Below are 26,279 nucleotides of genomic sequence, written 5' to 3'. Positions count from 1 at the left end.
AAAACTAATACTGCTTTGCCATCTCTTCAGCGCGGGCGATGCAATTGTTCATTGCGCTATCGACCAAGCCTCGTAAGTTACCTTTTTCAAACGTCTCAACGGCTTGCGCTGTTGTGCCCCCTTTTGAGGTGACGTTTGCTCTTAGCTGAGCAAGGCTTAGCTCAGGGTTTTGCTTCACCATTAACGCCGCACCTAGGGCTGCTTGCTGCGCCATATCTCTAGCGGCTACTTCAGACATCCCCCCTTTGACAGCACTTTCTACCATAGATTCTAAAAATAGGAAGAAATAAGCTGGAGAGCTACCCGCTAGTGCAATGACTTGGTTTAAATCGTCTTCCTTGTCGACCCAAACAATTTCACCACCTGTGGCCATTAGCGTTTCGCAAATAGCTTTTTGCTCAGCAGATATATCTTCACCTGCAAAAAGGCCCGTTAAGCCTACACCGATTTGCGTAGGAGTATTAGGCATAGTGCGGATTAGTTTGATCTCTTGCTTAAAATAATCGCCATAACGCTTTGCAGTAACCCCTGCTGCTATGGTGATAATCAGTTTGCTTGAGAGATCTAAGCCGCTAAGCTCTTCGCCAACAACTTGCATTAAATGCGGTTTAACGCCAAGTACGATGACCTCTGCTGCTTGTGCAGCTTTAAGATTGTTATTTGAAACCTTAATACCAAAATCGCTGACCATAGCATCTAGCTTTGGTTGGCTAGGGTTAGTGGCTTCGATTAGTTCAGGGTTATAACCGCTGTTGACTAGGCCGCTAACGATACTGCGAGTCATATTGCCCGCACCAATAAAGCATACTTTTTTTTGCGTCATGAAGATCTCTTGTTGTTTTAGTTGGTTTTATGGCAACTTTAGCTATTAATATCTGGGCTAAACCGTGAATTGCAAGCTGTTGGCACTTAAATGTATCGTGCTAGCAATCATTTCATATTACGATTGATTTCATCTTACGATTGTTTGCCAAGCACTATTATCTTAAATCTTATCTAACTGTAATCGCGAGCACCAAATATAGCGCTGCCAATACGTACCATGGTTGAGCCGTGAGCGACGGCAAGCTCTAGATCGTTACTCATGCCCACAGACAAGGTATCGACACTATCAAAGCGCTTAGCGAGCTCTGTATAAAGGCCTTGTAACGCTGAAAGTTCAGCCGCTGCGGTTTGTTCATCAACGTCGGCCGAGGGGATCGCCATCAGGCCGCGTAATGTCAGCTTAGGTAATTGCGCTATTTTTTCTGCAAGGTCAAATACATCATCTACAGCCACCCCTGATTTACTGGCTTCTTGGCTAATGTTGACCTGAATACATACATTGAGTGCTGGCAATGATTCAGGGCGTTGTTCGCTTAAGCGTTGAGCGATTTTTTCACGCTCAAGTGTATGCATCCAGTCAAACAAGCTTGCGACTATTTTGCTCTTGTTAGATTGCAGTGGCCCAATAAAGTGCCATTCGATATCTGGATACGCTTCGCTAAGCGTATTTATCTTAGATTCCCCCTCTTGCACATAGTTTTCGCCAAAGCGACGTTGTCCGGCTTGGTAGGCTTCGATTATGTATTCATTGGGCTTAGTTTTGCTTACCGCTAGCAGTTGTACATCTTCTGCTCGACGAGAAGCCTTTTGCGCCGCTTGAGCGATCCGATGCTGGGCGATTGCGAGTCTGTCTGTTATTGTTGTCATGTTGTAAGTTTTTGGTTGAATGGATATCCCAAACTATGGAAATCACAGAGTTACTTGCCTTTAGTGTAAAACACAATGCGTCAGATCTACACCTTTCAGCGGGTGTTTCTCCCATGATCCGTGTTGATGGTGAAGTGAGAAAGATTAATTTACCTGCTTTAGACCATCAAGGTGTGCATAGCCTAGTCTATGACATCATGAATGATAAGCAGCGTAAGGATTATGAAGAACATTTAGAAATCGATTTTTCGTTTGAAGTTCCAGGTCTTGCACGTTTTCGTGTTAACGCCTTTAATCAGTCTCGTGGTGCGGCTGCGGTTTTTCGTACCATTCCAAGCGATATTTTGAGCTTAGAGCAGTTAGGTGCCCCCGAAATCTTTAAGAAGATCTCAAGTTTTCCTCGTGGTCTAGTGTTAGTGACCGGGCCAACCGGCTCAGGTAAGAGTACCACCTTGGCGGCAATGATAGATTACGTCAATGATAACCGCCATGACCACATTCTAACGATTGAAGATCCGATAGAATTTGTGCATCAAAATAAACAGTGTTTGATTAACCAACGTGAAGTTCACCGTCATACCCACAGCTTTAACGCCGCGCTACGAAGTGCACTGCGTGAAGATCCGGATGTGATCTTAGTCGGTGAGATGCGAGACCTTGAAACCATCCGACTAGCAATGACTGCAGCGGAAACGGGTCACTTGGTATTTGGTACCTTACATACGACCTCTGCTGCTAAAACGATTGACCGAATCGTCGATGTATTCCCAGAAGGCGAGAAAGGTATGGTAAGAACCATGTTGTCTGAATCTTTACAGGCGGTTATCTCTCAGACCTTGATTAAAAAGGTGGGCGGAGGCCGAGTGGCTGCTCACGAAATTATGATGGGTACGCCTGCTATTCGTAACCTTATCCGTGAAGATAAAGTCGCGCAGATGTATTCGGCAATTCAAACAGGTATGGCTCATGGTATGCAGACCCTTGACCAGTGTTTACAGAACTTGGTTAATCGCGGTCAGATCACCCGTGAAGATGCCATAGCTAAGAGTTCGAATAAACAAACCAACTTTTAATAGGGATAGTTAGGCTATGGATGTTCGTCCTTTTCTAAAGGTGATGATTGATCGTAAGGCATCGGATCTGTTTATCACTGCAGGTTTTCCGCCAAGCGCAAAGGTTGATGGTGAGCTGCGCCCACTGGGGGAAAACCCGTTTACTCCGGCGCAGTCGTTAGACTTTGTGGAGTCGTTGATGACAGAGGCACAAAAGTTGGAGTTTCATGAGTCTCGTGAATGTAATTTTGCCTTCGCCGCACAAGATCTGGGCCGATTCCGTGTCAGTGCCTTTTGGCAACGTGAAGCCCCTGGTTGTGTGATGCGCCGTATCGAGACCAAGATCCCTGATGTCGATGAGCTAATGCTGCCACCGATCCTTAAAGACTTAGTGATGAGTAAACGTGGTCTGGTGATCATGGTGGGCGGTACAGGCACAGGTAAGTCAACTTCACTTGCGGCTTTGGTTGGTTATCGCAATAACCATGCACGTGGGCACATTTTGACTATTGAAGACCCAGTGGAATTTGTCCATGACCACAGGCAGAGCATTATTACGCAGCGTGAGGTGGGTATTGATACTGAGTCCTTTGATGCTGCACTTAAGAGCTCACTACGTCAGGCTCCTGATGTGATTTTGATTGGTGAAATTCGTAGCCAAGAAACCATGGAGTTTGCGCTGTCGTTTGCTGAAACGGGTCATCTATGTATGGCTACCTTACATGCTAACAATGCTAACCAAGCCCTTGACCGAATTATGCATCTTGTGCCTGAAAGTAAGCATCATCAATTGTTATTTGATCTGTCGTTAAACCTGCGTGGCATTGTGGCTCAACAGCTAGTACCTAAAAGTGATGGTACGGGACGGCGTGCGGCGATTGAGGTGTTAATTAACACGCCTCGTGTGGCAAGTTTGATTGCTAAAAATGAGCTACATTTGCTAAAAGATACCATGGCAAAATCCAATGAGCAGGGCATGCAGACGTTTGACCAAGCCTTGTTAAAACTCTATAGCGATGGTGAAATTAGTTACGCTGATGCATTGCATCACGCTGACTCGCCAAATGACTTACGCTTGATGATTAAGTTACAGAGTTCAGATCCCGCGAGTAGCAGTTCGATGGATGGAGTGACACTCAATTTAGATTAATTAACAACGGTTTAATAAAAAGCTGGCAATATCTTGTATTGCCAGCTTTTTTATGATTAATGTTGATCTCAAAGCGGATCAAAACGTATCTGTAGCTATCATTAAAAGGTTAAGGAGTTATCTTGGCTAAGTTTTCAGGATTGACCAAAGAAGTTGGGCATAAAAAGCGCGGTAAAACTGGGGTGTTGTTAGTTAATTTAGGAACCCCTGATGCGCCTACAGCATCAGCTGTAAGACGTTATCTGGCAGAATTTCTAGCCGATCCGCGTGTAGTCGAGATCCCAAAGTTGCTTTGGATGATCATTTTACACGGTATTATATTGCGTGTACGGCCAGCAAAATCTGCAGCACTTTATCAACAAGTGTGGACCGAGCAAGGCTCACCTTTGATGGATATCACGCGTCGTCAAACCCAAAAGTTGGCAGAGCACTTCGATCAAGCTGGAACAGACGTGTCGGTTGATTTTTGTATGCGTTACGGCTCGCCATCAGTGTCATCGACCCTGCAACGAATGCATAAAGAGGGAGTTGATAAAATAGTGGTGTTGCCGCTTTACCCGCAATATTCGGCGCCAACAACAGCATCGGCTTTCGATGCCATAGCTAAAGAGTTGGCAAGCTGGCGTTACCTGCCTGCGCTGCATTTTATCAATACTTATCATGATCATCCTGACTTTATTGATGCCTTAGCGGTATCGATTGCTAAAGACTTTGAGCTTAATGGTCAGCCACAAAAGTTAGTGCTCTCATACCATGGTATGCCTGAGCGTAACCTGCATTTAGGTGACCCTTATTACTGTTTCTGCATGACAACGACTAAGCTGGTGGTTGAAAAGCTAGGCCTGAGTGAAGAGCAATATATAACAACATTCCAATCTCGTTTCGGTAAAGCTAAGTGGCTAACGCCTTATACTGACGCGACAATGGCTGCTTTACCTGGTCAAGGTGTTAAAGACATTGCTGTTGTTTGTCCGGCTTTTAGTGCCGATTGCTTAGAAACCTTAGAAGAGATCGCCGGTGAAAACCGTGAAATCTTTGAAGAGGCTGGTGGTGAACAATATCGTTATATTGCAGCGCTAAATGATGATGACGCCCATATTAAGATGATGGCGAATATCGTTAAACCGTATATTTAAGCTTATACCGGCGTGATACAAAAAGGGAGCGACTCAATCAATAGTCGCTCCCTTTTTAATATTGATGTGGGTTACTCAGATTTTGCACCGAATTACAGATATTGATTCTCGAAGTAACTTTCAACAATCAAGACTGCAGACATAGCATCAACCTGACCTTTGGTCAGTGCCTTGTAGCCACCCATTTCAAAGAGTCTTGCTTTGGCATCGGCAGTGGTAAGGCGCTCATCTTGAGTCTCGACCTTGATACCAAAACGGCCATTTATTCGATTCGCAAATTTTCTGGCTCGTTGAGTCATCTCTTGTTCTGTGCCATCCATATTAAGTGGCAAACCAACAACAACAAGATCGGGTTTCCATTCGGTGATGAGTGCGCCAATTTCATCCCATTTTGGAATACCATCGACCGCTTTAATTGATAATAGAGGTCGTGCACTCGCAGTGAGCTCTTGACCAATAGCGATACCAATACTCTTGGTACCGTAATCAAATCCTAAGACGCTTTTATCGCCCATCTCTGTGTATTCCTATGTATTTATGCTACTACAGTACCGATTACGGTAATCATGCATGGCCTGTGAGGTTAGAGAGTTGCCAAATGTCGAAACCGAGGGACTCAGTTGCTTGTTGCCAACGTTCGTCGTGCTCTACTTCAAACAGTAGTTCTGCCGTTGCTGGGATTGATAGCCAGGTGTTTTCAATTATCTCTTGCTCTAGCTGGCCACGGGTCCAACCTGCATAGCCAAGAGCAATTAAGAATTTCTCTGGCGCTTTATCTGAGCCTAAACAGGTGAGTACATCTTGTGAGGTTGTTAGCATGATCTCATCGCTGACAGCCTCGCTGTTGCTCCAGCAATCTTGTGTGCTGTGGAGTACAAAACCTCGCTCAGGATTAACGGGCCCACCAACTAACACCTCAGCAGCCAAAGCTTCAATTGCTTCAGGCTCTTCAGTCAGCTCCATCTGCTCTAAAAGTTCATCAACAATAATGCCGCTGGGTTTATTAACAACAATGCCCATAGCGCCTTTTTCGTTGTGCTCACAGATATAAATGAGTGAACGTTCAAAATAGGTATCTTGCAAAGATGGCATCGCGATTAAGAAGTGATTCTGTAGACTGTCCATAGACTTTTCCATATTAGGCGCGTTTAGCCACCAGCCAATTTGACAGTATAATTGAGCTTCTCGAGCAACGTTTTCACTTGCTCTCTATTATCGGTTTGCACTTCAATATTGAAGTCTTTTACCGTACCACCACAGCCACATTGTTTTTTCAGTTTTTGTGCCAAAGCTTTTAATTCTTTTTCAGGTAAACCTAGGCCCTTAATAACTGAAACCCCTTTGCCTTTACGACCCTTACTGTCTTTATGAATTCTGACAATGCCATCACCTTCAGGAGCAGATTGGATCGCTTTTTCGGGGGCTATTCTACCGCTATCAGTGCTGTAGACTAAAGATACGTTTGGATCAGATTTCATATATATGGTCGTTGGTTAACTTATGGCTGCAGTTTAGCAAAGATGCAGGCAATACGGGAGAGGCAAGCGAAAGAGAATCATATCTGTTGAGAGGCGAGCTAGAGCAAAAACTGCAGCTCTTTACAGAATTTAAAACCTTTATAGGTAAAGCGCGAGCTCAATGAATAACGAGGCAAAGGTTAAGCATGCTAGCGGTGCAATATATTTATGTGTACTTGGCAAGGCTATAGCGCAAGACGTTAGAGCAAAACCGATTGCAGTACCGGCAAAGTGCGTTACGGGGGCTGTTGCAATCGCAATCACAACCCAGCTAAGAACGACTAATGGCAATATGACTAATGAGTATTTGCTGAGTTTGTCAATTGATGAGGTGTCAGTGGCTGTGGTTTCAGTCACTTTTTCTGGGGTAATTAAAAACACGATAGGGGCGATAGCAAACGCGGCCATAAACCAAAGCATAATGATTCTCTTAAATACACTAATTGATAATCATTATCATTAAGCTGGGCGATGAAGTCAAGCTCAATGACAGGTGTCTTTACTAAAATAGAGTTGTAGATTAATAGATTGCTCTGTAAGCTGGCTTAATAAGTGCTCAAAATATATATGATTATTGTTGGAGTAAAACATGAAGAAGTTATTGATTGTCATTGCTGCGCTGGCGTTAAGTGCATGTAGTTCACTTAAGACAAGTTCAGACTATGATCCAGGTGTAAACTTTTCAGAAGTGAAAACTTACGCTTGGGTTCAAAAGAAAACTGATGATGCAACTTATCATCTCGATGGGCTTATGGATCAACGCGTTCGCAATGCGGTTGAAGATCAGCTACAGCTAAAAGGGCTAACAAGAACGGATGCTGCAACAGCCGATGTTTTAGTAAACTACTTAACTAAAGTCGACAAGAAAATTAATGTAGACACGTTCAATACCAACTACGGCTATAACCCATATTACGGCCCTGGCTGGGGTTGGAGTGGCAGTGCTGGTCATAGCCAAACAACGGTTCGTGAATATGAAGTCGGTACTTTAATTTTAGATATGGTCGACCGCAAGACGGGGCAGCTTATCTGGAGAGGTTCTGTTGCAGACACAATGCGCGACAAAGATACGCCAGAAGAGCGTGTCGAAGTGGTTAACGAAGCGGTAGGAGCATTACTGCTTAACTACCCGCCAAAGCCTGAAGGCAAGTAAAGCTTTTATATTTAGTCAGCTTTACACCAGCTAGCTTTGAGTAAGTTAGCTCAAATATGAAAACGGCCAAATGGCCGTTTTTTTTAAACCATCTTTTAATCAATGTGAGCCTTTTTGCTTAATTGAGCAGATCTCTCATCAATACTCTTAGCTGACGATTAAGCGAGTTATCGAGTCGGCTTTTATGTTGAATCACATCAACATTGGCTTGCCAACCGAGCTGCTCGAAATCAATCTTAAGCTTACATAACTGCTTTTCTGCAATGGCCTCTTCACACATGTGCAGTGGTAATAAGGTCCAGCCAAAACCTGCCTTTGTTAACTCAAGCAACATGTAGTAGTTATCTGCATGCCATACATCCGGAGAGTGAGGGGTATTAAACCAACCTTTTTGTTTTGCTTTAGAACCAATAACTAACTGTCTATGTAGTTTAAGTACGTCGATATGAGATGAGGTCGACTGTGCAAGCGGGTGGTTAGGGCTTACGAGCAACTCAAACTTTACGGTACCTAATGATTCAAAATCGAGACTCTCAGAGTAAGTCAGTTCGCTAAAGACGATGCCTAAATCGGCTCGCTTAGTATCTACCAATTGAATGATATCTAGACTCGAAGCACATAGGAGCTCAAGTTCACACTCTGGATATTGATTCGATAGGTTGCTGAGCATTGCTGTAAACCTGTCATAAGGGATCCCTTCGTCCACAGCGAGCGTAAGTTTTAATTCTTCTTGCTTGTCGAGTGCGGCAACTTGCTGGTTGAGCCGTTGGTGTTGAGCTATCACGGCTTTAGCCTGAGGCAGTAATTGTTCCCCTGCACGAGTTAATACCGGATAGCGATGACTTCTATCAAATAAAGTCTGATTCGTATCGATTTCGAGGTTAATAATGTGCTGGCTAATTGCAGACTGAACCTTGCCAAGCTTTCTCGCTGCGGCAGAAAAAGATCCTGCCTCAACGGTCGTTACAAATGAGTAGAGCTGTTCAATGGTTAACATATCAGTAAAGGTGATGGTATCTAATTTTTAAGTATCGTAATTAAAGATGATAATAGCGACAAGTAAATTTTAGGACGCATAAAAATGACGTTTAAAGACAGAATCACTCACGCTATTCTTTTTGAGGCAATCGCGTTGGCCATTATTGTTCCAGTAGCGTCGATGCTATCGGGTACAGAAGCCACATCTATGATGGCAGTGGGTGTTGGACTGAGTCTGTATACTGTTGTTTGGAATTACATTTATAACATTTGGTTTGATAAGCGCTTCGGCGCAGACAGAATTAACCGTAGCTTAAAGGTGCGAATTGCCCATACCTGTGGCTTTGAAGGTGGACTGATATTTATAACCGTACCAGCCATTGCGTGGTTTTTAGACTTGACGCTATTACAAGCTTTAGCCATGGAAGCCGCTTTCTTAGTGTTTTTCTTTTTCTATGCTGTGGCTTTTAACTGGTGCTACGACACTATCAAAGTCAGGTTAAAAGCGACAAGTTAGAACGCTATTAATAAACACAAATAAGCCGTTATTACATCAGTAATAACGGTTTTTTTATGCTTTGCGTTCGGTCTTTATTGTTGCATGAGGGGAAAATAGCCCTAAAATCGAAATATGCTAGATATTAGCTATGCTTGTAATGCTTAAGTTAATTATTCTGCTGTGTTTTTAAATTATTTGGCGTAAAATGTTGACCGCCTGGCCCGTGGTGATAGATGTTGGGTCTCGCTGGTAAAATCGAACATTTCTAGTCAGATATAAGGTTTATCGATAAAAGCTTAGTAGAGTGTGTTAGGTTTTTAGAGGAGATGACTTTGGTAAAGTTGATGCTGATGTTGCTTATTACCATGAACTTATCGGCAGGGTTATCGGCTCGGCAGTGGCAAGATACCGATCTTGATGGAGTGCCAGATTTAAAAGATGCTTGTGAAGATACTGCCAGAGATCTGCGTGTCGATGCTCGAGGTTGTGATCATCGTCAAGGCAGTGCAGTGGTCATCGAGCAGCTTAGAATCGTGCCAAACTTATGTTTTTCGACCAGTGATGGGCGTTTATATCCGGCTAGCTGTAAAGAAAATAGATCGGTGGTTGTTAAGTTTGAATTTGCTCAATCCCAAGTTTTAATGTCCCAGGTAAAAGCATTTGAGCTGCTAACGCGTTGGCTAGCCGTGACAAGAGTGCCACTGTTGCTCGTTGGCCATACGGATTCTATCGGTGACAGGAGCGTTAATCAAAAGTTGTCGCGAGAGCGAGCCGAGCAGGTAAAGAAAGTATTAGTTGAGCAGTTTGGGTTTGCTGCCAATAGATTTCAGGTTAAAGGTATGGGGAGTCAATTCCCGGTTGCCAGTAATCAAAACGCGTATGGTCGTCAACAGAACCGACGTGTCGAGTTTTTAGTTATTATTCAATAGTTTTATCATATATTTAAGGGAGTATGTAAATGGATAACTTGCAAGGTTTAATGGACCAAGCACCAGAGCTAATCGTCACCTATGGCATGAAGATACTTTTTGCCATTATCATTTTTGTCATCGGTAAGTTCTTATCGAATATAGCAAAAAAACTAACTACAAAATTATTGAAAAAGCGTAAAGTCGATACGACGGTCGTGTCGTTTGTTGCCAATATGGCTTGGGCATTGGTGTTTGTATTTACCATCGTTGCCACGCTTGGCCAAATTGGTGTGCAAACCGCCTCGTTAGTTGCTGTTATTGGTGCCGCGGGTTTAGCGGTAGGCTTGGCACTTCAAGGCTCACTGTCTAACTTTGCCGCTGGCGTGTTAATGGTGCTGTTTAGACCATGCCGTGTTGGTGACTATGTTGAAGCTGCTGGCATTGCGGGTACGGTAGATGAAATCACTATCTTCTCAACTCGACTGCTGACACCTGACAATAAAGTGGTTATCGCACCAAACTCGGCAATGATGAATGGCACCATTGTTAACTATTCCGCGATGGAGACTCGTCGCTTAGGTTTAGTGATTGGTGTTTCGTATGATGCAAATCTAGCTGAGACGAAAAAGGTACTGTCTAGCATTCTTGAAAATAACCAGTATGTGCTAAAAGATCCTGCATACACAGTAGCCGTTTCAGAGCTTGCTGATTCATCGGTTAACTTTGTGGTTCGCCCATGGGTAAATGGTTCTGACTACTGGCCTGCGCATTTTGAAATTCTAGAGCAGATTAAAATTGCACTAGATGAAGCTGGCATTGGTATTCCATACCCACAAATGGATCTCTATGTAAAAGAGACTCCAGCCGCTTAATGACTATCAAATAGTATTAAACTTGAGTGAATAAAAAAGGTCGGCATTAGCCGACCTTTTAGTTTCTATAGATTATACCGAATGAGCATTAATGCGCGTTATCAGATTGGTACTGATAATCAAATTTGGGCATTGACCACTTATAACGAATTGCTAGCATTCTAAAGCTAAAACCAAAGGTTAACGATATTGAAAGGTTAATCCACTCCGGCACGCCATAAAACTTCATTGCCACATAAGCCGCAGCGGTTAATAGTGCGACTAAAGCGTATAGCTCTTTCTTAAAGATAAGTGGTACCTGGTTACAGAGAATATCCCTAATCACACCACCAAATACGCCTGTAACGACACCCATAACGATAGCTATTTCAGGGCTAAAACCTAGCATTAAGGTTTTTTGAGCGCCAATAATTGAAAACACAGCCAAACCGATGGCATCGATGGCCAAAAATAGTTTAGACAGATGACGCATAACTGGTGCAATCATTACAGTGAGTAATGAGGCTGCAGCAATGGCAATCAAGTAATGGACATTTTCAATCCAAATCAATGGGTAGTTGCCGAGTAAAATATCGCGCAACGTGCCGCCACCTATGGCGGTAACACAACCTATTATGACTACACCAAACAGGTCCATCTGTTTTTTACCTGCAGCCAGTGCACCTGTCATCGCTTCGGCAAGAATACCGATAAGCCACAAAAAGCTGATAACTTTAACTTCTAACATAATTTGCACTAGCTAAATAAAAGGGAGACGATTTTCGCTCTTTTTACGATAAAAATACAATGATAAAAGATATGTTGTTGCATTATTTTTTCTAATGGTTGTTTTCTTGCTCCTGCCTAAAGTCTACATATTTGCTGGGTTTTGAGTTTTTCGGGATTAGATTTCTATTTTATTTGTATTCATGTTTGTTAAATTTAGGCGTTAGAGCTACAGGCTACGCTTTGCTGACTATTTTTTTATGTTTGTAAACTTTGCAATTTGAACTGGCAGTTCATTAAACGCCGCAGTAATATTAGCCTTTGTTTGATAATTCCAGATCAAGAGACTTGAGGTTAACAATGATTGATTTTCGCAGTGATACGGTCACTAAGCCTACGGCTGCTATGCGCGCCGCGATTAGTCAGGCTGAAGTTGGGGATGATGTTTATGGCGACGATCCAAGTGTTAACTACCTTGAAGATATGGCCGCTGAAATGTTTGGCTATGATAATGCACTTTTTACCTCTTCAGGGACTCAAGCGAACTTACTTGCGTTGATGGGGCACTGTGAGCGCGGTGACGAATACCTTTGTGGTCAACAGGCGCACAACTATAAGTTTGAAGGCGGAGGGGCAGCAGTTCTAGGCAGTATTCAGCCTCAACCCCTCACCAATCAGGCTGACGGTAGTATCTTATTAACGGATATTGAAGCAGCGATTAAACCTGATGATATCCACTTTGCCCGCACACGCTTACTGAGCATAGAAAACACCATAGGTGGAAAGATTGTGCCGCAAGAATATCTTGCCTCGGCGCAAGCATTGGCTTTCGAGCGAGGTTTGAAAATTCACCTCGATGGTGCCCGTGTTGCTAACGCAGCGGTGGCGCAAAACATGCCAATGACAGAGATCACTCAGTATTTTGACTCGGTTTCAATTTGTCTTTCTAAGGGGCTATGTGCACCCGTAGGTTCTATTTTATTAGGTGACGAGCGCTTAATTACTAAGGCGAGACGTTGGCGTAAAGTGTTAGGTGGTGGTATGCGCCAGGCAGGTATTTTGGCATCGGCAGCAACGCTGGCGCTAACAGAGCAGGTAGAACGCTTAGCTGAAGATCATGATAATGCCGCTTACCTTGCAACGGAGCTTGCGACTATCGAAGGCTTCGAAGTCGATATGTCACAAGTGCAGACTAATATGGTGTTTGCTGTGGTGAGTGACAAGATTGATACTAAAGCACTTGCGCTTGATTTGAAGGCCAAAGGTATTTTATTGAGCCCAGGTAAAACCATCCGTTTTGTGACGCACGCGGATATTTCAAGAGCCGATATCACCCACTTTATTAGCGAGCTAAAGGGGCTGTTGAGCCGCGTTTAACTGGTCTGATTTTGCGGATGGAAAGATAAAAACCTAGGTCTACGCCTAGGTTTTTTTGTTATTAAACAGTCGAAGCCAAAGGGGATAAGGTATTAAGGGGGATGCGGTATTAATGCTGGTGGCCACTTTCACCACTAGATAGCTGATTCCCCTGGCTGTCATAAAAGCCAGAACTGCCGTGCTGAATAAATCCTTGGTGGATCATTTTTGCAATAAAAGGGTCTGACTCATTGTCACCAACATCGGCAAAGTCCATATCGTTATAATTTGAAATTAAAGCAGCAAAGGCATCAGATGAGAAGGGCTCTATTTCGGTTAACTGGTAACTGAACTGCTTACCTTTTTGTTGCACCGTCATCGTTACTGGCAGCATTAGTTTTGTCATCCAGACGAGATTGAGTGTATTACCTGCTAACAGACCTTCGTAGTGTGCTACCGCTTGGCAGCTTAGGTTGGCTGAGTGATGCGTTTCATGTTGTTCGGGGCTAGGTGCTGCAGTTTCATGCTGGGCGTTTGATAACTGCTTGATTAACTCCGGTGAAATAAGATGCGTTAACTGCTGTAAATCGAAATGCATGTTCAAAGATAATAAGTCACCCTTGCGATAGGTGATAGAACGCTGTTCTGTGGGAAAGTAACGCACATACTCACCTTGTTTATCCCACATTTCAAAGCTCGTCGGACTGCGCTGGTAAATGACTTTATCAGCGCTTCTAAGCAATGTTATTGTGCTTTGTTGACCAGATGCATTCGTGGCGCTGTAAGTCGCACTGAGGTGAGCGGGGTTAATTTGCTCACATTGTCTGGTTGGCTCGGCATTAGCCGTTGTGACATAGGCACTGAGAAAGCACAGACTCAATAAACGATTGAAGATTATCGCCTGTGATAACGGTTTCTTGGGGCGGTTTACATTGCCCTTAGAATGATTGGATTGCGAAATGAATGAAAACGGCATCTTGATTCCTATTAATGGTTCTTACTTAATGCTTCTTACATAATGAAGATGTTGAAGACTCGAATTCGAGAGTATTAAGGCATTAATCAATGCCACCGAGTGAACAAACCTCGGTGGCGATTAATGCCTTACCCTTGGTGTTTTATTGCGCCGCTTCAGCTTTTTCGACTAAGTTTCCAGCATGATTCATTACGTGAAATAGATGATTTTGCTCCACAGTACCTTGGATTAAATGCGCTCCAGGGCCGCTGGCAAAAATGGCAACATCTTCACCTGCGTGAGTTTCACTCCCTAGTGGTACTAATGCTTCTTGATGGAAACCTGCACTTTGGGTGTCGACATAGTTTAGATCGAAGCGCCCTGGCGCTGCAGCGTAGCCATAACGCTCATCGCCACCACTTGCGAGGTTGGCGTAACCTAGTCCATTGGCATAACCAACAGTGGTATAAGGTAAACCATTTGAGTCAGTAGCATTGGTCACGACGGGTAACCCGTCAGAACCATTACTTTTAACTAAGCCTAAAATTGGGTTACCGCGAGTGGGGTAGCCTGCAATGGTAAACACATGGCTGTGATCTGCCGTTACCATGAGAAGGGTATCTTTAGTCGATGTTTTTTCCATGGCGACACGTACGGCTTCTGACAGTGCAATGGTGTCATGCAGCGCACGGGCAGCATTACCTGCGTGGTGAGCATGATCGATGCGCCCGGCTTCGACAATCAGCACAAAGCCTTTGTCGTTCTTTTGCAGAATATCAATTGACTTGGCTGTCATTTCAGCAAGAGATGGCTCGCCACTAGCACCGTCAATGGTACGGTCAAGTTCGTATTCCATATGCGATGAGTTAAATAGTCCAAGTGCATGATCGGTCGTTGTTGGGTCGAGGTTTAAAAATTCATCTCGGTCGGCAACATAAGCGGCATTAGTGTACTTAGATAACCATTCACTGGTTAAGTCTCTGCTGTCTGTACGTTTACCTGACTTACCTTCAGGATCGGTCACTGTCGTTGGAATAAAGGCGCGGCGCCCGCCACCCATGACCACGTTTAGCCCTGTACCATAATCAAAATCCAGTAATTGAGATGCGATATCACTGCAACCATTGGCGATGGCTTCTGCAGGGAGGTCGGCATCACTTTCCCAATTACGTTCAGGGGCATGGGCGTAAGTGGCTGCTGGAGTGGCGTGAGTAATACGCGCTGTAGAAACAACACCTGTTGACAGGCCAGCCATTGCTGCAAGCTCTAAAGAGGTGACTAAGTTTTGGCCTTCGGTCGATGCACAGTTAGCGCGGGTAACACCTTCGGCTTGTGAAATCACCCCTACATCCGTTTTAACACCAGTGACCATTGCCGTCATAGTGCCGGCCGAATCTGGTGTTTGACCGTCAACGTTATAGGTTTTGGCAAGACCTAGATAAGGTAAGGTTTCGAAAGACAATGAGTGCTCTTCACCGGTCTGGCCTTTTAGTTGGCCTTCTAAAATGCGTGCAGCAGTGACGGTTGAAACGCCCATGCCGTCACCTACGAATAGGATGATGTTCTTAGCTGCGCCTGATTGATTATTGATGCTCAGCCCTTGGGCTTTAGTGACGCGCGATTGGCCATCAACATACCATTGGTTGACGCTTGTCCAATCTTGACCATTATTGCCATCTTCGCCTTTATCACCGTCATCGCCACACGCGGCAAGTCCCAGCATGGCAGTTATTGATATTACCAGTAATTTCTTATTCATTTTAAACTCCATAAATCGGTACTAGTGCTGACTGTTTTAGTCAGTGAGAGTCATGTGTGAACACCGCTTATGGTTAGTCGTCATCGGATTGATCCGAGTACTCTAAACCGTGCAGCTTTTAGTCTTCATACTAAAAGCATTAGTGCTCATAGCTCATAGCGTTTAGTATTTGGTTCCGCCAAGCTCTTGGGCTTGATTGATGATGTGAAAAATTACGTTTTGCTCAATAACGCCTTGAACAAGATCTGAACCCGGCCCAGTTGCGTGCAGAGTAATATCTTCGCCGGCATGGGTTTCACTACTCATAGGCACAAGTGCCTGCTGCATAAACTCTTTATCTTGAGTATCAACCGAGCTTAAGTCATCACGCTGACCGACAACTGCGCCGGGGCCATTGGTGTAACCCACGGTGGTATAGGGCTTGCCATCTTGAGCAACGGCAACGCTGCCATCAATGTTGTGGACCAGACCTAAAATCGGGTTACCGCGCTTAGGATAGCCTGCAATGGTAAACACGTGGCTGTGGTCAGCTGTGACCATGATGAGGGTTTCTTCAGGGTTGGTATTTTCAACCGCAGCTTGCACTGCATTAGATAACTCAACCGTATCCATCATGGCTCGGTAGGCGTTACCAGCATGGTGAGCATGATCGATTCTGCCTGATTCAACTATCAGTAAATAACCGTCTTCATTCTTGTTCAACAATTCAATAGACTTAGTTGTCATCTCAGTTAGTGAAGGCTCACCAGCGGTATCATTAGCGCGGTCAGCTTCATACTGCATATGTGATGAGTTGAATAAGCCAAGTAGGTGCTCTGTTGACGCGACATCAACAGCATCGAAACCTGCTTTATCCCAAACGTAAGCGGCATTACTTAGGTTGTCAGTCCAGACCTTGGTTAAATTTACGCCATCATTTCTGCGGCCAGATTTATCTTCACCGTCAATCATATCGCTGGGAATAAAGTTTCTACGTCCACCGCCTAGTGCAACGGTTAACGCATCCGCTTCCTCACGCATGACTAGCTGGTAGGCGATATCTTTACATTCGTTGGTTATCGCTTCATCGGGTAGATTTGAATCAGCCTCCCAGTTTCGCTCTGGAGAAGTGGCATAGGTTGCTGCGGGGGTTGCGTGAGTAATTCGTGCAGTAGTGACAACGCCAGTAGAAAGGCCTTTGGCATTGGCTAAATCAACCAAAGTAACTAACTCATTCCCTCTAGACGATAAGCAGTTTGCCCGAAGGCTAGTATCAGAAACTGATAACACGCCGGCTTTGGATTTTACGCCTGTCGCAATAGCAGTCATGGTGCCTGCTGAGTCGGGGGTTTGTTGGTTAGTATTGTAGGTTTTAACCAGTGCGGTTTTTGGAAACTTCTCGAAACTTAAGAAGTTTTCTTCTCCACCTTGGTTACCCGTTTGTCGCTGGCCTTCAAAAATACGAGCCGCTGTTAAGGTTGATACCCCCATGCCATCACCAACAAAAAGAATGACATTCTTGGCTTTCGGTGTCGTTGTTTGCTGGGTTTTATCGCTGACAAGTTTGGCACTATCTTTATACCATTGGCTGTCTGTTTGATTGCTAGGCAATACAGAGGCCGTTGCCGCTGCAGTTGCTAGACTACAAGAGATAATCACAGCTATTTTGTTAATATTATTCACTATTATCACCGTCAGTTAATAAGGTTTATATAAGGTTTCCTTGTGCGAGGTGATTGTCATGCAAAAGCATGACGGTATTGAGTCGGATTTATGTCGGTTTTGTTGCTTAAGCAAGTGTTCAGCTGTAAAGCGGGGCATAACGAGTTAAATTGTCGGAGCACTTTTTAGGGGCAAGCGGCGCCACATTAGTGCAATCACACTAATTGAATAAACCTTTGTGAACGGTAAGTGCTTGAATTTCATTGTTTACCATTGTCGGCGTTATTTTTGCTACTACTAAATAGATATTTAACTTATAGGGCAGCAAAATGAAATATTACAGTCGTCGTTTTATTAAACCTGAGCACTTAAACCCAGCTAACTTTCTTTTTGGTGGGCAGCTATTAAGTTGGATTGATGAAGAGGCTGCCATATTTGCTGGCTGTCAGATGAAAAGCCAACGTCACGTGACTAAAATTATCTCGGAAATCAATTTTTTATCACCTGCGAGGCAGGGAGATGTCATTGAATTTGGTTTAGAGCTGATAAGTGCAGGGGCTACCTCAATCACCATCTCTTGTGAGGTGCGTAATAAGCTCACTCATTTGCCAATCGTGAGAGTCGATAAAATTGTATTTGTGCATGTGAATGAAAAAGGGCAACCCACAGCACACGGTATGCGAGCCAATGCTGCTTAACGTCGAGGCTTAATCGTAAAGGCGAATAATTTGGAGAAAAAACAAAAGGCGCAATAGTAAATATTGCGCCTTTAGCACGATAGAAACATCTTAATACTCAATATCAGTCTTCGCTAAGATCTTCTTTTACCGAGTTAACCGCATCTCTTGAGGCGTGGCCTATGGCGCGGGTGGTATCTCGAGTGGCATGGCCAATATCAGTTGTCACTTCTTTAGTGGTAGTGCCAATTTGACGTCCAGCGTCTTTCAATTCTGCGCAGCCGGTGAAAACGAGAGTGCAAAATAGCGCTGCTACTAAAGTTAACTTTTTCATAGGGGAGTTGTCTCTTTCTTATAATATTGCTGGCATATTGCCAGTATTATCTAAGCTGCGCTAGGGCAGATCATCACGTTATCAGGGTAGCCTTCTAATAAAGGCTGATTATATTTTTTGTTTGGTGTTACTAAGCCGCTGTTTCTAACTTGAGAATTCATTGCTATAAATCGCCTGCACATACGCCTGCACATACGCCGGCCGCAGGCCATGGGAACCACTTTAGTTGGAGGCCACTCTTAGCCTGAAGATATAGAGCTTGATGGACTTTGTTATCAAACGAAGTTTGATTTTGAAGTGTCGCAGAACTGAACAAGCCAACTCAAATTGGTAAAAAATGTTGCTGGTGCTATACCAAAATACCAGCAACATTCACAAAGCTAATTAGTGCAGCTTCAAATGTGGGTGCACTATACGGCTAATGCCTTTGGCTAACATCAATAGCGTGCCTTTTATTGGTCCATGAAGTTCAATAAGGTGTCTTCTATAAAGAGAGGTATAAACGAAGCGAGCAATCTTACCTTCTACCATTACGCCGCCACCGATAAATGACATCAAGTTACCTACCGTGTGGAACTTAGACAGGTTAACCAAAGCACCTAAGTCTTTATAGACATAGTTATTTGAGGCAGGTTTACCTGCTAATAATAACTTAATATTGTCTGCAGTCATTAGTGCCATTTGGCGTGCAGATTGACCACGTGGTGGAACCCAGCTGCCATCTTCCTGTGGGCAAGCTGCGCAGTCACCTATCGCGAAAATAGCGGGGTCGCGAGTCGTTTGCATATTTTGGTTAACCATTACTTGATTAATATGATTGCTTTCAAGGCCGCCGATATCTTTTAAGAAGTCTGGCGCTTTAACACCTGTAGACCAGATCACCATATCTGAAGCGATAAATTCGCCTTCAGATGTGTGCAGGCCATCTTCTGTGACTTGATTGATACGAGTATTGGTCATCACTTTGACACCAATAGCTGTCAGTTCTTTTGCGACTGAAGCTGAGATTTCTTCCTTTTCAACCTTAGGTAAAATGCGCTCATCGGCTTCAATCAGGGTAATTTCTAACAGGCTACTATCGATTTTATAGCCGAAACCACGTAACTGATCGACCGCATGGTGCATCTCTGCAGACATTTCTACACCGGTTGCTCCAGCACCTACGACAGCAATTTTAATTTTGTCATCTAACTGATGATGGCTTGCATAGCGCATGAACTTATTTAACAGCATGGTACGAATTTCCATGGCTTGTTCTGTGCTATCTAAAAATACGCAGTGGTCGCGCACACCAGTAATATTAAAGTCGTTTGCGATACTGCCAATAGCAATTACCAAGTAATCGTAGTCAATAAGACGAGCAGGCAGTAATTCGTGGCCTTTATCGTCATTAATGGCCGCCAGCGTGATCTGTTTGGTTTCTCTATCTAGATCTATCATCGCACCTTGCTGAAAGTGATAACCATGGCTCGCTGCATGGCCTCGGTAGCTGATGGCATCGATACCAATGTCGAGCGCACCCGTTGCAACTTCATGCAGAAGGGGTTTCCAAATATGGCTTTCAGCGCAATCAACTAATGTGACTCTGGCTTTGCCTTTACGTCCCAGCTGATGACCGAGTTTGGTGGCGATCTCCATACCACCAGCGCCGCCACCTACGATGACAATATTTGGCATTTCATGCATGATTTTTATAATCCTTAATCAGATAAAACTGAAAATAAATCTAGGGTGTAGTGAGTAATACAATTGGCATTGGTTTTAAGGTATAAACAGTTTTATATTAGTAGCTTAAGGTTAATTGCTAATTGTTTTACATACAGAATAGTTTTGATGAGAAAACCAGAAAAGTGTAGCAGTAGATATAAAAAACGGCAATTAGAGGTCTAGAGAGTTAAAACCTAGGGAAAGAGAAGGTGTTCTTTTTTATCTCGTTGTATTTTATTACTTTTAATTTTTTTGTTTGAGCGTTTTTATGGCTTTCTTTGGCTAAAGCTAACTCGTGATTTGTGAGCTGAACAAGGGGAGGAAAGTCAGAAGTGTGAACTTGCTCTTTTATGGAAGTAAAATATAAAGCGGCATGCTCTAGAGTCTAATCACTAAAGCATGCCGGCAATGATTAAAGCTTGCTTAAGCGAGACTTATAATCTTCGATAACATGCTCCATGATTTCTTGTACCGATGTGTCTTTAGTCTTGTTATCCATAAACACTTTGAAAGTCACTAATGCATGCTTGTCATCGTTGAGACGGTCATTTTGCATGGCGAAGTAGGCTTGCTCTTGCTCACACTCTCTGACGACAAACCCTTCATGTTCAAATAGTCGGTTGCCAGAATGGCCGTGCCATTTAGTAATTCTATCTAGTGCGATTTCGCAAGAGCGGTTGAGCTCAACATGGTTTCGCCAGCTAGTTGGGTGTGCGGGATCCTTAACGTGAGGACATCGGACTGTGTAGTTGTATACATGAGAGATTGCTGTCATAAATTACCTACCTGTTCGCTGTGACTAATGCCATCTTAGGCATCGTTTTTAATCTTGGTCAACCACCTAGGTGGCTTGAGCGTACTTTCTGTGTAGTTAGAGCAAAGATGGGTTAACTCAATATCTACTAATTCTATAGCGCTTTAATATAACGCCTAGTTAACACTCTAGTTGCTGTACCTATTGTTTACCATGACATTTGGCTTAATAACCTTGTTCCAGATCTCACTTTTATCGATACAGGTAAACTAAGTAGTCGCTTTGGCTAATAAAGCATCAGTTGAAGTGTTTGTATTGTTGATTGTTAAGCAGCGGAGTGAATTGGCCTTAATCAGGCTTCACGTATTAGTTATGTTGCCTTGTTTGATGTTCTGTTGCGAAAAGGTATCTTTTGTTGGTGGGTTAAGCCTATAATTTCAGGATAAAAATATAGCGCAGACCCTATCTACCTGGAGGCTTAAATGGCCGGTTCAACAGTTTCAAACCTTAAGTTGTGGATGTTAATTTTTAGCGCCACGGCACTCACAGCCTGTGGTGACGCGCCCGCGCCGCAACAAGCCATGTTGCCTAGTGTTATTGTCAACACCGCTCATACACAGTTGATAACACCTAAATCAGAAATTGTTGGCCGAACTAGGGCATCAGAAGATGTGATTATTAAGTCACAGATCCAAGGTCAGTTACTCAAGCGTAGCTTTATTGAGGGTGATGATGTTACTGCGGGGGATCTATTATTTGAAATCGATCCATCGACCTATGAAGCAGAATTAGCGCAGCAAAAAGCAGTATTAAAGCAAGCGGTTGCATCAAGGGATGTGGCTGTTATGAATTGGGAACGTGGCCGTCGGTTATTGCCTGATGGCATGATCAGTGCGCAGGATATGGATGAACTCACCAGTCGAAAATTGACCACCGCAGCTGGAGTGGTTCAAGCCGAGGCTGCCGTGCAGTCCGCAGAGCTACAATTAAGCTATACCAAGGTATATGCACCAATATCTGGGCGGATCAGTCACTCAAAAGTCAGTACCGGCGACATCATTACCCCGCAATCTGAAATGGCGAGTTTAGTGCAGCTTCAACCTATGTGGGTTAATTTTCAAGTCGCAGAAAAGAAGCTGATCACTGCTCAACAAAACTTCTCTAAGGCTGTCGATAGAGACGTAAAAATTACTGATATTGTTATGCGCCTTAGATTACCCAACGGCACCATGTTCAATGAAGTCGGCTATATCGACTTTGTTGGCAATCGCGTTGACGCGGCTACCGGGACTTTACCTGTTCGAGCCACGTTTAAAAATGATGACAAGCTGATGCTTCCAGGTTTGTTTGTCACCTTAGTGATTGAATCACCCATCACCGAAAGTGCACTACTTATCCCTCAAGCTGCAGTGCAGGAAGATCAACAAGGTCGTTTTGTTATGGTGCTCAATGAGCAAGATGAAGTTCAAAAACGTATTGTTGAGCTGGGTGACCGTTTCGGCGTTGAATGGCGTGTATTGGGTGGTTTAGTCGATGGTGAACGCATTGTGGTAGAAGGGCTGCAAAAAATTCGTCCAGGCATCAAGGTTAATCCAGTAGAGCAAGAAGTTGTTCCTTTCAAAGAAGATGAAAAATAATAGCCGGAGCAGTCAAGATGAATGTATTTATTCACATCTGCTCCGTGATCCCTTTTGGGGTCTTCGACGAGCAACGCCTAGATTTGATTGGGGAATGTCATGATTAGTGAATTTTTTATTAAAGCAGGTGCCCTAAGTTTGCCGCTTTTTGCGGGAGGGATTTCATGATTAGTGAATTTTTTATTAAAGCAGGTGCCCTAAGTTTGCCGCTTTTGGCGGGAGGGATTTCATGATTAGTGAATTTTTTATTAAAGCAGGTGCCCTAAGTTTGCCGCTTTTTGCGGGAGGGAACTCATGATTAGTGAATTTTTTATTAACAGGCCGAAATTTGCCTTTGTGATCTCAACGGTTTTGACCTTGGTTGGTCTGATCGCCATTCCAGTGTTATCTGTGTCAGAATTTCCAGAAATAGCACCGCCACAAGTAAGTGTATCAACCAGTTACTCTGGTGCCAGCGCTGATATTGTCAAAGACACCATAGCCCAGCCTTTAGAAGCCGAAGTGAACGGTGTTGAAGGCATGATATATATGGAGTCGAAAAGTGCTAACGATGGTAGTTACTCGTTAAATGTTACTTTTGAGGTAGGCACCGATGCCGATATGGCTCAGGTGAAAGTACAAAACCGAGTGCAGCAGGCCATGCCGCGTCTACCTGAAGAGGTAAAGCGTCAGGGGGTTAAGGTCGAAAAACAAAGCCCTAACATGCTGATGGTGGTCAACCTCGTTTCCCCTAATGAAACCTTTGATTCACTGTTTATTACTAATTATGCCGGTTTAAACGTTAAAGACGCACTTGCGCGTCAATATGGTGTGTCTAAAGTGCAAGTGATTGGTGCACTGGATTATGCCATGCGTATTTGGCTCGACCCTGACAAAATGGCAAGCCTAGCGGTTACTGCGAGCGATGTTATTGCAGCGCTACAAGAGCAAAATATTCAAGTGGCAGCAGGACGAATTGGCGCCGCGCCAGTGGATCCTGAACAGCAATTTCAGTATACATTGCAGACCAAGGGGCGTTTAAAGGACCCTAAAGAGTTTTACGACGTGATGATTAGAGCGAATAACGATGGCTCTAAGGTGGTGGTTGGCGATGTTGCTAGAGTGGAGCTTGGCTCTCAAACCTATGATGCTCAAGGTAAGCTAAATAACAAGCCATCGGCAATTATCGCCATCTATCAATCACCAGATGCAAACGCCTTAGAAGTCGGTAAAGCGATTAAGGCCGAAATGGAAAACCTGTCTGAGCGTTTTCCTGATGATCTGCAGTATGAAGTGCTGTATGACACCACTGAGTTTGTTGAAACCTCAATTAAAGAGGTGGTGCAAACCCTGTTTATCTCTATTGCGCTGGTGGTTTTTGTCGTATTTATCTTTTTACAGGATGCACGCTCAACCTTAGTGCCTGCTATTGCCATTCCAGTTTCGCTTATCGGTACATTTGCCTTCTTACTTGCTTTTGATATGAGTATCAATACTGTTTCTTTATTCGCGCTTATTCTCGCGATTGGTATCGTCGTCGATGATGCGATTGTGGTGGTGGAGAACGTCACTCGTTTGATGCAAGATGAAGGCTTATCACCTAAAGAGGCGACATCTAAAGCGATGAAAGAGGTCACAGGGCCGATTATTGCAACGACCCTGGTATTGCTTGCGGTATTTGCACCAACGGCTGTGATGCCGGGGATCACTGGACAGATGTATGCCCAGTTCTCCGTGACTATCTGTATCTCTGTACTTATCTCATCAATTAATGCACTTACCTTAAGCCCAGCTCTTTGTGCATCATTACTACGCCCGCCTAAGACACATACGAAAGGCTTCCATGCTGCCTTTAATAAGTACTTTGAACAATTTACGGGCAAGTACATGAAGTTAGTGTCGTTGCTGACACGTAAGCTCGTCATCGTTGGCGTGGTGTATGTTGGTCTAATCCTTGTGACCGGCGGGGTCGCCAAAATGTTACCGTCGGGTTTTGTACCGATGGAAGATAAGAAAGCCTTCATGGTGGATATTCAGCTACCCGATGGCGCCTCACTTAACCGTACCGAAGATGTGATGCGAGATCTGGTTGAGTTAACGCTTGCCGAACCGGGGGTGGAGAATGTGATCCATGCCAGTGGCTTTAGTATTTTAACCGGTTCAGTGTCATCAAATGGTGGTTTGATGATTGTCACTCTATCAACTTGGAGTGAACGTGAATCCCCCGACATGGTTGAGTCAGCGATTGTAGCTAAGCTACAAGCTAAATATGCCGCTAACCCTGCAGTGAAGGCGATGGCATTCTCACTGCCGCCAATTCCTGGCGTAGGTAGCGTGGGTGGCTTTGAGTTTGTATTGCAAGACACTCAAGGGCGCAGTCCCCAAGAGTTGGCCTCTGTGATGCGTGCTTTAATTATGAAAGCCAATGAGCAACCTGAAATCGCCATGGCCTTTAGTAATTTCCGCGCCGATGTGCCACAAATGTTTGTTGATGTTGATAGAGATAAAGCTAAAGCACTGGGGATCTCGTTAAATGAGATCTTCTCGACGATGCAAACCATGCTTGGCTCTATGTACGTCAATGACTTTAACCGTTTCGGTAAGGTGTTTAGAGTTATTTTGCAGGCAGAATCAGAGTACCGTAACTCCGATAGAGATATTTCACGTTTCTATGTGCGCTCTAAGACTGGCGAGATGGTCCCCTTAAGTACGTTGGTGACAGTGACACCAATTTTGGGGCCTGACGTGATGAATAACTACAACATGTTTAGTTCGACCACGATTAATGGTTTTCCGGCTCCCGGCTTTAGTTCGGGTGATGCGATTACTGCAATGGAGCGCGCGGCCAACGAGTCGCTTCCGGCTGGTTACACCTTTGAGTGGACAGGACAAACTTATCAAGAGATTAAAGCGGGTAACCTAGCACCGCTGATTTTCTCGTTGGCGTTAGTCTTTACTTACCTATTCCTAGTGGCTCAGTACGAGAGTTGGACAATTCCATTTGCCGTTATTCTAGCGGTACCAATAGCGGTATTAGGAGCATTCCTTAACATCTTGTTAGTGGGGTCAGACTTAAACCTCTATGCTCAGATTGGTTTGGTGCTCTTGATTGGTCTTGCCTGTAAGAATGCGATTTTGATTGTGGAGTTTGCTAAACAGTTGCACGAAGAGGGTAAGAGTATCATTGAAGCTGCACAGACGGCGGCGCGATTACGCTTTCGTGCAGTATTGATGACGGCGTTCTCATTCCTTTTAGGGGTATTGCCATTAGTGATAGCGACGGGCGCAGGCTCAGGAAGCCGCCGCGCGTTGGGTTACTCTGTGTTTGGCGGTATGTTAGCGGCCACTATTGTGGGTACGTTATTAGTGCCGGTATTTTACGTTATCATGCAAAAGATGCGTGAAAGGGCTAAAGGCTTACCTAAAGAACCTGAGGAGTCTCAAGTTCAAGAGCATCAAGTAAAGCCATAAGACATTAGCCTACGGTTATCGCTTTAACTAAATTGCCTGCTGCAAAGCAGGCTTTTTTATGCAGAGTGATTGTGGGACTTAAGCGAGTATCGGTTATGAAAGTAAGGTCTGCCTTGGTCGTTGGCGCTAGCATGCATAACCACAATCAATATTGTTATGATTTAGAATGTACTTTATGAAATGGCGCGAAGTGGTGCGGTTAAATTGCTGCAGAAAGGAAAAAACCCACTCCGAGGAGTGGGTTTCTAAGCTTGCTTTAACTTTTGCAGGGAAAAAGCGAACCAGATAATTATATCAAACATGTATCGCTTTGTATCCTACCTCCAACATTAAAATAATCTTAA

At 44.0% G+C, this 26,279-nt stretch carries 25 protein-coding genes; 11 read left to right on the top strand and 14 right to left on the bottom strand.

What is annotated here, in order from left to right; translation table 11 throughout:
* Positions 1-4 precede the first annotated feature (4 nt).
* Positions 5-823, bottom strand: a complete 819-nt coding sequence (proC, locus tag ACVBIO_RS02530; RefSeq protein WP_447160495.1) for a pyrroline-5-carboxylate reductase — start codon at positions 821-823, stop codon at positions 5-7.
* A gap of 173 nt (positions 824-996) precedes the next feature.
* The gene (locus ACVBIO_RS02525) at positions 997-1,692 is read right to left on the bottom strand and encodes a YggS family pyridoxal phosphate-dependent enzyme (protein WP_447160496.1); all 696 of its coding nucleotides are present in this window, start codon (positions 1,690-1,692) and stop codon (positions 997-999) included.
* A 35-nt stretch (positions 1,693-1,727) separates the two neighbouring features.
* On the opposite strand from ACVBIO_RS02525, the gene ACVBIO_RS02520 reads away from it, so the two are divergent.
* The 3 genes from ACVBIO_RS02520 (at position 1,728) to hemH (ending at position 5,030) form a co-directional block, all read left to right on the top strand.
* Entirely contained in the window at positions 1,728-2,765 is a 1,038-nt protein-coding gene (locus tag ACVBIO_RS02520) for a type IV pilus twitching motility protein PilT (protein ID WP_447171890.1), read from the top strand.
* 16 nt (positions 2,766-2,781) lie between these two features.
* Positions 2,782-3,894, top strand: coding sequence for a PilT/PilU family type 4a pilus ATPase (locus tag ACVBIO_RS02515; protein WP_447160498.1), 1,113 nt, complete (start codon positions 2,782-2,784; stop codon positions 3,892-3,894).
* Positions 3,895-4,016: 122 nt separating this feature from the next.
* On the top strand, positions 4,017-5,030 hold the full coding sequence (hemH, locus tag ACVBIO_RS02510; RefSeq protein WP_447171889.1) for a ferrochelatase: 1,014 nt from the start codon (positions 4,017-4,019) through the stop codon (positions 5,028-5,030).
* 92 nt (positions 5,031-5,122) lie between these two features.
* Here the strand turns inward: hemH and ruvX are convergent, their stop codons facing one another.
* The 4 genes from ruvX to ACVBIO_RS02490 all read right to left on the bottom strand — a co-directional run bounded on the left by ruvX (position 5,123) and on the right by ACVBIO_RS02490 (position 6,967).
* Positions 5,123-5,545, bottom strand: a complete 423-nt coding sequence (ruvX, locus tag ACVBIO_RS02505) for a Holliday junction resolvase RuvX (RefSeq protein ID WP_447163675.1) — start codon at positions 5,543-5,545, stop codon at positions 5,123-5,125.
* Positions 5,546-5,594: 49 nt separating this feature from the next.
* Positions 5,595-6,155: a YqgE/AlgH family protein gene (locus tag ACVBIO_RS02500; protein ID WP_447160501.1), complete on the bottom strand. Its 561-nt coding sequence runs from the start codon at positions 6,153-6,155 to the stop codon at positions 5,595-5,597.
* A 23-nt stretch (positions 6,156-6,178) separates the two neighbouring features.
* On the bottom strand, positions 6,179-6,508 hold the full coding sequence (yciH, locus tag ACVBIO_RS02495) for a stress response translation initiation inhibitor YciH (protein ID WP_447160502.1): 330 nt from the start codon (positions 6,506-6,508) through the stop codon (positions 6,179-6,181).
* Positions 6,509-6,646: 138 nt separating this feature from the next.
* On the bottom strand, positions 6,647-6,967 hold the full coding sequence (locus ACVBIO_RS02490; RefSeq protein ID WP_447171888.1) for a hypothetical protein: 321 nt from the start codon (positions 6,965-6,967) through the stop codon (positions 6,647-6,649).
* Between the two features lie 169 nt (positions 6,968-7,136).
* Between ACVBIO_RS02490 and ACVBIO_RS02485 the strand changes: the two genes are divergently transcribed.
* Entirely contained in the window at positions 7,137-7,700 is a 564-nt protein-coding gene (locus tag ACVBIO_RS02485) for a DUF4136 domain-containing protein (protein WP_447171887.1), read from the top strand.
* A 118-nt stretch (positions 7,701-7,818) separates the two neighbouring features.
* Here the strand turns inward: ACVBIO_RS02485 and ACVBIO_RS02480 are convergent, their stop codons facing one another.
* On the bottom strand, positions 7,819-8,697 hold the full coding sequence (locus tag ACVBIO_RS02480; RefSeq protein ID WP_447160505.1) for a LysR family transcriptional regulator: 879 nt from the start codon (positions 8,695-8,697) through the stop codon (positions 7,819-7,821).
* 84 nt (positions 8,698-8,781) lie between these two features.
* On the opposite strand from ACVBIO_RS02480, the gene ACVBIO_RS02475 reads away from it, so the two are divergent.
* The 3 genes from ACVBIO_RS02475 to ACVBIO_RS02465 all read left to right on the top strand — a co-directional run bounded on the left by ACVBIO_RS02475 (position 8,782) and on the right by ACVBIO_RS02465 (position 10,960).
* Positions 8,782-9,195 carry a PACE efflux transporter gene (locus tag ACVBIO_RS02475; protein ID WP_447160506.1) on the top strand — a complete coding sequence of 138 codons (414 nt, stop codon included), beginning with the start codon at positions 8,782-8,784 and terminating at the stop codon, positions 9,193-9,195.
* Between the two features lie 308 nt (positions 9,196-9,503).
* Positions 9,504-10,106: an OmpA family protein gene (locus tag ACVBIO_RS02470; RefSeq protein WP_447160507.1), complete on the top strand. Its 603-nt coding sequence runs from the start codon at positions 9,504-9,506 to the stop codon at positions 10,104-10,106.
* Positions 10,107-10,135: 29 nt separating this feature from the next.
* A complete protein-coding gene (locus ACVBIO_RS02465; RefSeq protein WP_447168853.1) occupies positions 10,136-10,960 on the top strand; it encodes a mechanosensitive ion channel family protein in 825 nt (274 codons plus the stop codon).
* A gap of 88 nt (positions 10,961-11,048) precedes the next feature.
* Here ACVBIO_RS02465 and ACVBIO_RS02460 read toward each other — a convergent pair whose 3' ends face one another.
* A complete protein-coding gene (locus ACVBIO_RS02460; protein ID WP_447162685.1) occupies positions 11,049-11,687 on the bottom strand; it encodes a trimeric intracellular cation channel family protein in 639 nt (212 codons plus the stop codon).
* Between the two features lie 338 nt (positions 11,688-12,025).
* Here ACVBIO_RS02460 and ltaE point away from each other — a divergent pair, with 338 nt between their 5' ends.
* Positions 12,026-13,042, top strand: a complete 1,017-nt coding sequence (ltaE, locus tag ACVBIO_RS02455; RefSeq protein ID WP_447171886.1) for a low-specificity L-threonine aldolase — start codon at positions 12,026-12,028, stop codon at positions 13,040-13,042.
* Between the two features lie 109 nt (positions 13,043-13,151).
* Here ltaE and ACVBIO_RS02450 read toward each other — a convergent pair whose 3' ends face one another.
* The 3 genes from ACVBIO_RS02450 to ACVBIO_RS02440 form a co-directional block, all read right to left on the bottom strand.
* The gene (locus ACVBIO_RS02450; RefSeq protein WP_447171885.1) at positions 13,152-13,997 is read right to left on the bottom strand and encodes a hypothetical protein; all 846 of its coding nucleotides are present in this window, start codon (positions 13,995-13,997) and stop codon (positions 13,152-13,154) included.
* Positions 13,998-14,139: 142 nt separating this feature from the next.
* Positions 14,140-15,735 (bottom strand): alkaline phosphatase, encoded by a 1,596-nt coding sequence (locus ACVBIO_RS02445; protein WP_447162682.1) that lies wholly within the window; start codon positions 15,733-15,735, stop codon positions 14,140-14,142.
* A 162-nt stretch (positions 15,736-15,897) separates the two neighbouring features.
* A complete protein-coding gene (locus ACVBIO_RS02440) occupies positions 15,898-17,403 on the bottom strand; it encodes an alkaline phosphatase (protein WP_447162686.1) in 1,506 nt (501 codons plus the stop codon).
* 302 nt (positions 17,404-17,705) lie between these two features.
* Here ACVBIO_RS02440 and ACVBIO_RS02435 point away from each other — a divergent pair, with 302 nt between their 5' ends.
* Positions 17,706-18,074 (top strand): acyl-CoA thioesterase, encoded by a 369-nt coding sequence (locus ACVBIO_RS02435; protein WP_447162681.1) that lies wholly within the window; start codon positions 17,706-17,708, stop codon positions 18,072-18,074.
* A gap of 103 nt (positions 18,075-18,177) precedes the next feature.
* Here the strand turns inward: ACVBIO_RS02435 and ACVBIO_RS02430 are convergent, their stop codons facing one another.
* From ACVBIO_RS02430 to ACVBIO_RS02420, 3 genes are all read right to left on the bottom strand, one after another.
* Entirely contained in the window at positions 18,178-18,387 is a 210-nt protein-coding gene (locus ACVBIO_RS02430) for a hypothetical protein (protein ID WP_442529678.1), read from the bottom strand.
* A gap of 384 nt (positions 18,388-18,771) precedes the next feature.
* A complete protein-coding gene (locus ACVBIO_RS02425; RefSeq protein ID WP_447171884.1) occupies positions 18,772-20,073 on the bottom strand; it encodes an NAD(P)/FAD-dependent oxidoreductase in 1,302 nt (433 codons plus the stop codon).
* A 433-nt stretch (positions 20,074-20,506) separates the two neighbouring features.
* A complete protein-coding gene (locus ACVBIO_RS02420; RefSeq protein WP_447162679.1) occupies positions 20,507-20,869 on the bottom strand; it encodes a cytoplasmic protein in 363 nt (120 codons plus the stop codon).
* Between the two features lie 461 nt (positions 20,870-21,330).
* Between ACVBIO_RS02420 and ACVBIO_RS02415 the strand changes: the two genes are divergently transcribed.
* Together ACVBIO_RS02415 and ACVBIO_RS02410 are read left to right on the top strand one after the other, a co-directional pair.
* The gene (locus ACVBIO_RS02415; RefSeq protein ID WP_447163667.1) at positions 21,331-22,485 is read left to right on the top strand and encodes an efflux RND transporter periplasmic adaptor subunit; all 1,155 of its coding nucleotides are present in this window, start codon (positions 21,331-21,333) and stop codon (positions 22,483-22,485) included.
* Between the two features lie 294 nt (positions 22,486-22,779).
* Entirely contained in the window at positions 22,780-25,935 is a 3,156-nt protein-coding gene (locus tag ACVBIO_RS02410; protein WP_447171883.1) for an efflux RND transporter permease subunit, read from the top strand.
* Positions 25,936-26,279: the final 344 nt, after the last annotated feature.

Source organism: Shewanella sp. 0m-8 (assembly GCF_052977265.1).
Note: the sequence above shows the minus strand (reverse complement) of the source record. Positions and strands in the feature narration are given on the sequence as shown.